This is a genomic window from Bacillota bacterium, from assembly GCA_018818595.1.
In the GTDB taxonomy this organism is placed as follows: Bacteria; Bacillota_I; Bacilli_A; order Izemoplasmatales; family Hujiaoplasmataceae; genus JAHIRM01.
The window spans coordinates 1-11,086 of the sequence record JAHIRM010000014.1 but is presented as its reverse complement, the minus strand read 5'-3'; the positions used below and the strand labels follow the sequence as shown (position 1 = coordinate 11,086).

Annotated in this window: 13 protein-coding genes, 1 tRNA gene and 1 other RNA gene; all 15 read left to right on the top strand. The window is 31.9% G+C overall.

From position 1 onward, the window contains the following. Window positions 1–124: 124 nt before the first annotated feature. The 15 genes from KJ971_04070 to KJ971_04000 all read left to right on the top strand — a co-directional run bounded on the left by KJ971_04070 (window position 125) and on the right by KJ971_04000 (window position 11,046). Window positions 125–1,048: a hypothetical protein gene (locus tag KJ971_04070; GenBank protein MBU1145019.1), complete on the top strand. Its 924-nt coding sequence runs from the start codon at window positions 125–127 to the stop codon at window positions 1,046–1,048. 166 nt (window positions 1,049–1,214) lie between these two features. Then, entirely contained in the window at window positions 1,215–1,433 is a 219-nt protein-coding gene (gene rpmE, locus KJ971_04065) for a 50S ribosomal protein L31 (GenBank protein MBU1145018.1), read from the top strand. Between the two features lie 79 nt (window positions 1,434–1,512). Continuing rightward, window positions 1,513–2,121 carry a thymidine kinase gene (locus KJ971_04060; protein MBU1145017.1) on the top strand — a complete coding sequence of 203 codons (609 nt, stop codon included), beginning with the start codon at window positions 1,513–1,515 and terminating at the stop codon, window positions 2,119–2,121. Next, on the top strand, window positions 2,099–2,572 hold the full coding sequence (locus tag KJ971_04055) for a nucleoside deaminase (protein ID MBU1145016.1): 474 nt from the start codon (window positions 2,099–2,101) through the stop codon (window positions 2,570–2,572). Before KJ971_04060 ends, KJ971_04055 begins: the two co-directional genes overlap by 23 nt. Before the next feature lie 46 nt (window positions 2,573–2,618). Next, window positions 2,619–2,713: signal recognition particle sRNA small type (ffs, locus tag KJ971_04050), an RNA gene on the top strand. A gap of 32 nt (window positions 2,714–2,745) precedes the next feature. Further along, entirely contained in the window at window positions 2,746–3,507 is a 762-nt protein-coding gene (locus KJ971_04045) for a Cof-type HAD-IIB family hydrolase (protein MBU1145015.1), read from the top strand. A gap of 85 nt (window positions 3,508–3,592) precedes the next feature. Then, window positions 3,593–5,452 (top strand): tRNA uridine-5-carboxymethylaminomethyl(34) synthesis enzyme MnmG, encoded by a 1,860-nt coding sequence (gene mnmG / locus KJ971_04040; protein MBU1145014.1) that lies wholly within the window; start codon window positions 3,593–3,595, stop codon window positions 5,450–5,452. Between the two features lie 117 nt (window positions 5,453–5,569). Beyond that, window positions 5,570–6,256, top strand: coding sequence for a 16S rRNA (guanine(527)-N(7))-methyltransferase RsmG (gene rsmG / locus KJ971_04035; protein ID MBU1145013.1), 687 nt, complete (start codon window positions 5,570–5,572; stop codon window positions 6,254–6,256). A gap of 14 nt (window positions 6,257–6,270) precedes the next feature. Continuing rightward, window positions 6,271–7,467 carry a hypothetical protein gene (locus tag KJ971_04030; protein ID MBU1145012.1) on the top strand — a complete coding sequence of 399 codons (1,197 nt, stop codon included), beginning with the start codon at window positions 6,271–6,273 and terminating at the stop codon, window positions 7,465–7,467. Further along, the gene (locus tag KJ971_04025; protein ID MBU1145011.1) at window positions 7,467–8,654 is read left to right on the top strand and encodes a hypothetical protein; all 1,188 of its coding nucleotides are present in this window, start codon (window positions 7,467–7,469) and stop codon (window positions 8,652–8,654) included. Before KJ971_04030 ends, KJ971_04025 begins: the two co-directional genes overlap by 1 nt. Window positions 8,655–8,670: 16 nt before the next feature. Next, on the top strand, window positions 8,671–9,444 hold the full coding sequence (locus KJ971_04020; GenBank protein ID MBU1145010.1) for a ParA family protein: 774 nt from the start codon (window positions 8,671–8,673) through the stop codon (window positions 9,442–9,444). Then, the gene (locus KJ971_04015; GenBank protein MBU1145009.1) at window positions 9,437–10,297 is read left to right on the top strand and encodes a ParB/RepB/Spo0J family partition protein; all 861 of its coding nucleotides are present in this window, start codon (window positions 9,437–9,439) and stop codon (window positions 10,295–10,297) included. Before KJ971_04020 ends, KJ971_04015 begins: the two co-directional genes overlap by 8 nt. A 2-nt stretch (window positions 10,298–10,299) precedes the next feature. Beyond that, a complete protein-coding gene (locus KJ971_04010) occupies window positions 10,300–10,521 on the top strand; it encodes a DUF951 domain-containing protein (GenBank protein MBU1145008.1) in 222 nt (73 codons plus the stop codon). Beyond that, window positions 10,487–10,771, top strand: coding sequence for a nucleotide pyrophosphohydrolase (locus tag KJ971_04005; protein MBU1145007.1), 285 nt, complete (start codon window positions 10,487–10,489; stop codon window positions 10,769–10,771). The genes KJ971_04010 and KJ971_04005 overlap by 35 nt, the downstream gene beginning before the upstream one ends. Window positions 10,772–10,969: 198 nt before the next feature. Further along, window positions 10,970–11,046: transfer RNA gene (locus KJ971_04000), tRNA-Ile, on the top strand. The last annotated feature ends 40 nt before the right edge of the window (window positions 11,047–11,086 follow it).

Here is an 11,086-nt window from a genome sequence, read left to right as displayed (position 1 = left end):
GAAGCAGATTCTTCTGGTTACATCTTGACTTAATTATAACACTAGGACTTCAAACTTATAAATAATTAATATGTAGATAGGTAAAACCTAAAACTACACTACATATTATACGAGGAGATAAACTATGTCCAGTTTTAAAGATTTAAGAATCGTCGATAATTTTTATCAAACATCTAGTTATTTTCCAATGCCGACCATTTTGGTATCTTCTTTAGATGATAATTTGAAAACAAGTCTTGGAGCGTATAGTCTATGTTTCCCTTATTACGTTGCAGGGAAATCGTATTATGCTATGATTTTAGAATGCAGAAATAATTCGAATACGGCACAAAACATATTAAAAAGGAATAAAGTGGCGCTTAACTTTTTACCAAATAATAAAAAGCTTTTTAAAGAAACCGTCAGACTTGGTTATCCAGGAGATACATCTGTTGAAAAAATGTCTAAAACCTTTCTAAAATTAGAAGATGGGTTAGCTATGTTCGAAGACGATATAAAAAGACCTCAAGTAGTAAGCGATGCTTTTCAAGTTTTTGAGTGTACGTGGGTTAGTGAACTTGAAAAGGGAAATGAATGCGTTCCAGGATTTCTAGAAGGCTATGATCCCCCCTACAAAGATTTTAATGGAATAACCAGTAAATTTGGATCTCACTTTATTTTAAGAATTGATAAAATAATTATGAAAGAAAAATTTCGCGACGGAATTATTCAAGGAGTGAAAAAGCAAACGTTTCCAAATATTCCAGTAGATTATGGCTATAGAGATAACACTCATTTTTGGTATTCTCCCTCAAATAATTATTTGAAAGAACCGATTCCTTCGGCCAAAGAAATGGATATTTCAACGGTTCGATTTGCGGCCGATAGAACAGATCCTTTGATTCATTTCACAGATGAAGCATGCAAAGGATTAATTAAAGTTCCAAGAATTTTCCTAAAGGCTGCACTAGATGGTTGTGTAAAATGGGCAAAAGAAAATAATGTTACTGTAATTGATGCAAAAGAATTAATTTTAATTAATGATAAAAGAAGCAAAGAAAAAAGATAAATTTTGATATTTATTCCATTTAAAGAAGAATTGATTTATTAGGAAAGAATTATTTAATGTTTTGGAGCAAATTTTTCCCTTGCTTTTTCAAATGTTCTTTGATATAATACCTTTGCTTAATAAACTTTCTATGATCTAAAAAATCATGGCAGAAGGAGAGATAAAAATGAAAAAAGACATTCATCCTAAATATCAACAAATAACTGTTACTTGTTCTACTTGTGGAAATGTATTTGAAACCGGCTCAACTATGAAAGAAATTCGCGTTGATACTTGTTCAAATTGCCATCCGTTTTATACAGGGAAACAAAAATTCACAACCGTCGCTGGACGAATTGACAAGTTTAACAAACGTTATAATATCGAAGAAACCGAAAATAAATAAAAATAAAAAAGCCATAGTGTATGGCTTTTTTTTTGCTTATTAAGTATAATAATTTATGAGAAAAAAGGGGGATATATTGATGTATATAAAACAAAAAGAAGGTTGGATTGAAGTTATTACAGGGCCAATGTTTGCGGGAAAAACAGAAGAACTCATTAGACGTGTTAAAAGATTAGAGTACGCAAAACAACATATTATCGTCTTTAAGCCTACAATTGATAATCGATATGCGACTAATGAAGTAGTTTCACACAACAATAATCGCACAAAATCAATTAATATCTCTAAAGCGAAAGAAATGATGGATTACGTCGATGATACAACAGAAGTTGTAGCAATTGATGAAATTCAATTTTTAGACGAAGACGCTGTTGAAATTTGTGAATACTTAGCTGATCACGGAATTAGAGTCATAGTCTCAGGACTTGATCGAGATTTCAGAGGAGAACCTTTTTCTTTTATGCCAAAGCTTTTAGCTTTAGCAGAAGAAGTCACGAAACTTTCAGCTATTTGTGTTAAATGTCATACTCCTGCAACAAGAACACAAAGAATCATCAACAATCAACCGGCAAATTATACCGATCCAGTTATTCTGGTTGGAGCTCAAGATTCTTACGAGGCAAGATGTAGACATTGTCATGACGTTCCAGGAAGGCCACAAATTTATGCCAAATTTGATTTCGAATAATCTTGACGAATTTTTTATGAAAGAAGCGCTTTTAGAAGCAAAAAAAGCGTATGAATTAAATGAAGTACCTGTTGGGTGCGTTATTGTAAAAGACGGAGAAATTATCGCAAGAGGATTTAATCAACGAGAAACAGGAAATCATGTTTTTTTACATGCAGAGATGATTGCAATCGATATTGCATGTAAAAAACTTAAAAGTTGGAGGTTAGATGAATGCGTATTATACGTAACACTAGAACCATGTCTGATGTGTTCTGGAGCAATGATACAATCAAGATTAAAACGACTCGTGTATGGGGCTTTAGAACCAAAAAGCGGAGTACATCAATCTAAAATGAATGTGTTTGAGGCCGATTTTAATCACCAAGTTGAAATTTTACCGTTGGTTTTACAAGAAGAATCAAGTCAGTTATTAAAATCCTTTTTTAAAGAGTTGCGCAAACAAAAATAATTGAATTATTTACATAATATGTTATAATAACTTAGGAATCTCTTATGAAGCATCTTCACTCAATAGGTATCCACGAATTAGGTCAGATCTTGACGGAAGCAGCCTTAAGTAAGGTATGTATGTGGGTGGAGATGCTTCATGGGAGATTCTTTTATTAGATATGAGGCGAAAATATGGCACTAGTATTTTTAGATTTAGATGGAACATTAATTGATGATGGAAAACCAGCTTCAATGGTTAAAGAAGCCATCATCGCTTTAAAAGAAAATGGACATATTCCTATTATTGCGACCGGTAGGATTCCTTATCTGCTAGAAGGCGTTAAAAACGAATTAGGAATTGATTCATATATTGCCGCAAATGGAAGTTATATCTATCATATGGGAAAAGTTATTTATGAAAAATATATACCAAAAGAAGTAGTCAAACGATTTGTAGATGCGATTGATGAACTCCATTCTGATATGGCAATGGAAGGCGTCAATGATTACGTAGCATATCGAAAAGAAACGGATTTGGTTCATCTTTTCTCAGATACGTTTAGCGTTAAATATCCTGAAGTAGATAGAAACTTTTATCTTAACAATGAAATTTTAGCTTTTATGATTTTTGAAGATGAAACTGCTTTAAGATTAAGAAGTCAATTTCCAGAACTTTTGTTTAATAAAACAAATCAATTTGGATATGACGTAAACATTAAAGGAGATTTAAAAGCGGATGGAGTCCGGGTAATGCTTCAGTATTTAAATTATACCAAAGACGATGTTTACGCTATCGGCGATGGCTACAATGACATTTCAATGTTTCAAGCAGTACAGGTTGGAATTGCGATGGGAAACTCAAATCAAGCAGTGAAAAATGCAGCAACTTACGTAACGACTTCGGTAACAGAAAATGGCGTTTATAACGCCTTGAAAAAGTATAAACTAATCTAAAAGCACCCATACATTGGGTGTTTTTTCTTCTTGCTTTACTAATCTATCATTATTAGGTACAATATACTAGAAAGAAAGTGATATTATGTTTGATGCAATTGTCATTGGCGGAGGACATGCTGGGGCCGAAAGTGTATTAGCACTTGCTAGACTTCATAAAAAAACATTGCTCATTACGGGCAATTTTTCGATGATTTCTTCTATGCCTTGTAACCCATCTATTGGAGGCCCAGCAAAAGGAACTCTTGTAAGAGAAATTGATGCTTTGGGTGGCGAAATGGGTAAAAACACCGATAAAACGACTTTACAAATGAAGATGTTAAATAATTCAAAAGGGCCTGCGGTTAGAGCACTGCGTGCCCAATCAGATAAAGTTTTATATCCAAGAGAAATGCGTCTCACGTTAGAAAAACAAGATGATTTAGAGATGATTGAAGCATATGTCCAACATTTAATGATTGAAGGAAATAAAGTCATAGGAGTAGTTTTGGAAGATGGATCCTCGTATTTAAGTAAAACAGTTATTATTACAACTGGCACTTATATGGAAGGTGCAATTTTAATCGGAAACACAAAAACAACTTCAGGACCAGATAAACAAAAAGCTTCTCTTGGATTAAGCCAACATTTAAGAGATTTAGGTATCAAAACCTTTCGATTAAAAACAGGTACACCGCCAAGAGTTAAAAGAGATAGTGTTGATTTTTCTAAAATGGAATTAAGTCCAGGAGATGGATTTATCCACCATTTTAGTTTTGATAAATCTTATTTACGTCCTTTAGAAAAAGAATGGCCTTGTTATTTAATTCATACAAAAAAGGAAACTCACGGCATTATCTTTGATAATTTACAAAAGTCTGCCATGTATGGCGGATTAGTAAAAGGAGTTGGGCCAAGATATTGTCCTTCGATTGAAGATAAATTAGTTCGCTTTGCGGACAAGGAAAGACATCAATTATTTATTGAACCAGAAAGCCAATTTATTGATGAAGTGTATTTACAAGGATTTTCAACTTCAATGCCTTTTGATGTTCAAGAATTAATGGTAAAATCTCTTCCAGGACTTGAAAATGCAGAAATCGCAAAATATGCTTATGCAATTGAATATGATGCAATTGAACCGACAAGTTTATGGCCAACTTTAGAATCAAAAGTCATTGAAAATTTATATTTTGCGGGACAAGTCAATGGCACAAGCGGATACGAAGAAGCCGCGGCACAAGGACTTATGGCGGGATTGAATGCCAGTCTAAAAATAGATCAATTACCACCGCTTATTTTACGAAGAGATGAAGCGTATATTGGTGTATTGATTGATGATCTTGTCACAAAAGGAACAAAAGAGCCTTATAGAATGTTAACATCAAGAGCCGAATTTAGATTGTTATTGCGTCATGATAATGCCGATTTAAGATTAACAGATTATGGATATAACATTGGATTAATTTCTAAGGAACGATACCGGCTATTTCAAGAAAAAAGAAACATGATTAATTTAGAAAAGGAAAGATTGTCTCAAACGTATCTTACCCCTACAAAAGAGGTCAATAATTATCTTGAATTGAATCATTTACCTTTATTAAAAGCAAAAACAAGTCTTTACGATTTGTTGAAAAGGCCTGAAATGACTTATGAATATTTATCTGGACTATTCCAAATCAAACAAGAGTTAGACTCAGAAGTAACAGAACAAGTTGAAATTAATATTAAATATGAAGGCTACATCACCAAAGCAATCAAAGAAGCTGAAAAATTAAAAAAAGAAGAAGAAATTAGAATTCCTGAAAATATTGATTACAATGAAGTGACTAATTTAGCGCTTGAAGCAAGAAGTAAATTAAATAAAATTAAACCACTAACCATTGGACAAGCTTCAAGAATTAGTGGAGTAAATCCTTCAGATATTCAAATGTTATTAATCTCAATTAAAACAAAAAAAGAATGAAGAATGGATATCGAATCACTTTTTAAGAGAAATCGATATCCATTTTTTCTCTATTGCGGAAAAAGCAACTACAAAATCTTTCTGATATGGTAAAATAGTGATAAGGTGATAAGTTCGATGGATTTTCAAGCAAAATTAAAAACGTTAGGGATTGACCTAACCGATAAAATGAAACAACAGTTTCGCGATTATTACATTTATTTAATCGAACAGAATCAAGTGATGAATTTAACAACCATCACGGAAGAAGAAGATGTATATCTAAAACATTTTTTTGATTCTCTTAGTATGAGTAAAGTGTATTTATTTTCCAATCAAACAATCTTAGATGTGGGTGCTGGAGCTGGATTTCCATCCATCCCTTTAAAAATCTGTTTCCCAAAATTAAAGATTACTATTCTTGATTCCTTACAAAAACGAATTCTTTTTTTAGAAAAACTTATGGTTCTTTTGGAATTAGAAGATGTCAGGCTGATTCATGGAAGAGCAGAAGAATTTAAAGAAAAAGAAGCATTTGATCTAGTAAGCGCTAGAGCGGTTGCGAAACTTCAAATTTTATCTGAACTTTGTTTGCCTTTTGTCAAAAAAGACGGGTATTTCATCGCGATGAAATCAAAACACTACCGAGAAGAAGTAAAAGAAGCGTTACCTTCTATTCAAACACTTGGAGGAATCGTGGATAGCATTCAATCGTACTCAATCGATGAATCCCTTAAATATGTTTTTATCAAAATTAAAAAACTTCATAAAACCCCAGATATTTACCCCAGAAATTTTGGGCAAATTAAAAAACATCCACTTTAAAAGGAGGTGTCAGCTTGCAACGAAAAAAGACATATGTTTTTTCTGAAATCGAAGATTATCGCGAACTTTTAGAAATCAAACATTTAAGAACAAAAAATAACTTTGTTTTGTCCATCATTTCTTTAATGATGGTTATAAGCGTTCTTTACATGTTTCTTGCAGAATTTCCTTTAAAACAAACCATTACAATTCTTGTTGGTTTTTTGCTTGTTATTTCATCAAATATCGTTGAGCTGGCTTATGGGAGAGAAGATTCCCACTTTTATAAGTTGAATATCTATATTACTACTTTAGGAATTTTTTCATTAACCATTGGAATGATCTTTTTATTTCAATCTCCTAGCACAATAACGGCATTATTTATTGCATATGCGATTAGCGCTTTTTATCAAGATTTAAAAGTATTAATATTAAGCAATTTGTTATTGCTATTTACGGTGATAATGATTATGCTTCATTTTCCAGAGTTCCTTGATTTTCAAAACGCAACATTAGAAAATCAATTTGGAGTTGCTTTTTTCTTCTTATCATTTATTACTATTTTGACCATTTCATCTTATATTATTGTCAAACAAAAACGATTCTTTTATAATCAAATTGCATTGTCAAAAGAAACCGAGTTTCGCAACATTGATTTATTGATTGATTTAAGAAAACAAGTGATGGGCGAAACATTGAACATTGAAGAATATTATAAAAAAACCGCTTCTTTTATCGATGCTTTTTGTATAAAGATTGAAACCGAAAATGTCTTTAAAGAAAAATTAAAAATTTTGGAAGCATTAGAAAAGAAAACACCAGTAAGTGTTTTAATTGAACAATTTCCAAATTATTCGAAAGAAGATTTTTTTAGACTAGAAGCTCTTTTAATCAGTAATCATTTTAAACTTCGTAAAGTGGCGATTAAAATAAGTCATATTCTTGACCTCGATATTAAAAAAAGAGAAATTTTCTCGGAAACTCATTTTAAGAGTTTTAATCATCAAAGCGATAATTTTGAAATCAAAATTATCGGATTTGTCTTATTTTATGCGGCATTAAAAAAGGGTTCAACTGCGATGCCGGGTTTATCTGAAGACAAAATATATGATATTTTGATTAACACAGATTACTATTACTATATTGACCCAAGAATCATAAAAGTATATAAAGATAACAGTGAAGTATTTGATGAAATTGTCAAAGACGCTTTCGGAAAGAAGGCGAACTGATGAAAGATTTCTTTAAAAGAGTATTCAATACTGAATTTTTACCTGCGAGTGAAGTTCGAAAAATAAAAGTAATGTTAGTTATGGCTTTTTTACTTGTTATTACAGCAGTCACCATTCCTTTTTCTATCTTTTTGGATTATACTTTAGCGGTCAAAATCACTGTCATTGTCGTCTTATTTATCGTGTATGGAATTATCATATTATTAATCAAAATAAATAAAATTTTACCAGCAATTCAAATTACAATGCTTTATTCAATTGGACTTACACTTTTTTATACGCAAGGTACAAGTAGTTTTTATGCTTATTTGTTCTTTTACATTTCTTTAACAATCATTATTTTTTATCAAGAGCTGTATTCATATTTGGTGTATGGCACCATTTTGGTTGTTTTAGGAGTTTTTTATACCATTACACACCAAGATGGACTCATTCTTTTATTTGATGTATCGGGATCTATTTATATTTATATCGTTATTTTAGTGTTATTTTATATTATTTTCTTCATTCAAATTCTTTATACGGAAAAACTATATACTGATTTAAATTTTGAATGGGTTAAAATGAATAAAATTATAGATAAATATCAAGATGATATCTTATATTATCTTGATGAAATTAGAAAAGAAGCAAAAGAAGTTCCTTTATATGAAGACACCGATTTTCAAAAAGCTGCAGATGAATTAAGTGTATTTATTTCAGAACAATTTAATGAAAATGGCAAAGAAATAACAAATGTTTTGGATTTGTATATTTATATCCACGAAAAAGGATTAACGAAAATATTGGAAAACGAAGAAATCAGTGTTTCGATGAAAAAAATCGCTAACAGATTAGATAAATACCTGTTAAACCAAAGGACCGAAATGTTTTCGATGATTATTAATTTTTATTCAAAATTTCGCGAGTCCGAAGAATATAGGGACAACAGGTACGATTATTCTTTGAACAATTTAACGAAAGAAACCGATGAACAAATCATCGCTATGGCGATGATTTACCAATACTTATCCAATGAAATTACTGGAATGGACGAGTGGGATCAAATGAAGAAAGTTTTTTCAAAAGAAGAAATAGATGCACTCTTTTCTTCTTCTGAAATTGTTGATTTTTTCACACCGGGTCAAATTGGCTTTTTTAAGGACAATTACGATTTATTCATCCAATATTTATCTAAAAAAGAGTAGTTGAAAGGAAAAACATATGAGTATAGTATTATCGATTGCCAATCAAAAAGGCGGAGTTGGAAAAACAACAACGGCCATTAATCTTGCAAGTTCATTATCCTATTTGGGAAAGAAAATTTTATTAATTGATTTGGACTATCAAGCAAATGCAACAACTTGCATGGGAATTAATCGAGGAAGTTTTGGAAAAAGCGTTTTTGATTGTTTGACTGAAGAAGCAACCATCACGAATGTGACGCTTACAACTGACAATCCTTTAATCGATGTCCTGCCCGCAAAAACAACTGTTGAAGGCATTGAAGAAAAAATCATTTTAAATTCTAATCGAGACTTTATTTTAGACACGCAATTAAAAACAGTTAAGGATAAATACGATTACATTTTAATTGATTGTCCTCCATCCCTTGGATACGTAACGATTAACGCAATGATGGCTTCCGATGGTGTCATCGTCCCAGTTCAATGCGAATTTTTAGCAATGGATGGATTAACTCAATTATTAAACACGATTAGGCTTGTTCAAGGGAAAAAGAAGGTAAACAAAGAAACCTTAACCATTTATGGTGTATTACTAACCATGCTTGATACGAGAACCAATTCGGGATATCATGTTGTAAATGAAGTAAAAACGTATTTTGGAGAAAAAGTATTTCAAACGATTATCCCTCGTAATATCAGTTGCTCCAACGCAACTTTTTATGGAGTTCCTGTAACAGAATATTCTCCAAAGAGTAAATCGTCATTAAGTTATAGACAGCTCGCAAAAGAGGTGATTTCAAGAAATGCCTAAAACTACATTTGTAAAACGAGGATTAAGTGATCTTTTACAAGAAAATGAAATTCGAGATTTAGAAAAAGAAGAAGTCATCGATATCAATTTGGAAAAAATCGTGCCAAACCCCTTTCAACCAAGAAAGCATTTTGATGAAAGTGCTTTAAACGAGCTTGCAGAGTCTATTCGAATCAACGGTGTCTTACAACCAGTGATTGTTAAAAAAGTCGTAGATGGATACATGCTTGTGGCAGGAGAAAGAAGATGCAAAGCATCCTCTATTGCAGGATTTAAAACAGTCCCTGCAATTGTAAGAGATTATAATAACCAATATTTAGCAGAACTTGCTCTTTTAGAAAACATTCAAAGAGAAGATTTAACCATCGTTGAAGAGGCAAGAGCCTATCAAAACGCCGTTGAATCTTTAAATTTAACACATTTAGAATTATCACAAAAAATTGGAAAAAGCCGTTCGTATGTTAGTAATACGCTAGGTATATTATCACTTCCTGATTCTGTTTTAGATGAAATAAATAAAGGCAATATTTCTATGGGGCATGCTAGATCTTTAAGCAAATTAAAAGATGTCAATCGAATAAAAGCAATTGCCATGTTAATTGTAGATCATCAACTAACGGTACGAGAAATTGAAACATTAGTGAAAAAAGAAAAAAAGAAAAAACAAATCAAAAGACAAACTGTAGCTGATTCTTTGTCTGAAAAATTACATGAAACATCTCTTGAATTTATGAAGACATTTCCACTTCATCAACCCATAAAAATCGTTAATAATAAATTGATTTTATCTTTTACAAGTGAAGAAGAAATTGAAGAATTTAAAACATTGATTCAAAAGATAAAGGATTGTTAAATATGGATGTAGACATTAAGCTTGGAAGTGTGTTAGAATTAAAAAAAGGACATCCGTGCGGAGAAAACAGATGGGAAATTATTCGATTTGGTGTGGATTGTAAAATAAAATGTTTGGGGTGTGGAAGAATTGTTTTAATCGATCGACCCACCTTGAAAAAAAGAATAAAAAAAGTGTTGGAGGCCCCAAGTGAAGAACATACTGGAAACAATCATCAAGTTTAGAGACGAAAGAGGATGGAAGAGTCATGATACGCCAGAAGCTTTCGCAAAATCAATTATTATTGAAGCAGCAGAATTATTAGAAAATTATCAATGGCACGATAATAATCCAAATTTAGAGAACGTAAAAGAAGAGTTAGCGGATGTATTAATTTATGCGCTCGCGATGGCTGCGGATTTAAAATTAGACCCTGAAACGATCATTTTAGAGAAACTAATCAAAAATAATAAGAAATACCCCGTTAAGGAATAGAATTAAGGATTACATCAATGAAATGAGACTTAAATTTAAGTCTGTTTTGGAAGGCGGTACGCTAAAACACCGCCTAAATCAAACAATACGTAATATTTTATCTTTTATTATGGTTTTATTTACAACTTTGTGGATTTTTTAATTGACAAACACCCATATAAATAGTAAAATATTACTCGCACTGTAAAGTGTAGGTAAGGGCCTATAGCTCAGGTGGTTAGAGCGCACGCCTGATAAGCGTGAGGTCGATGGTTCAAGTCCATTTAGGCCCACCATTTTTTTTGTGGGGTATTAGCTCAGCTGGGAGAGCGCCTG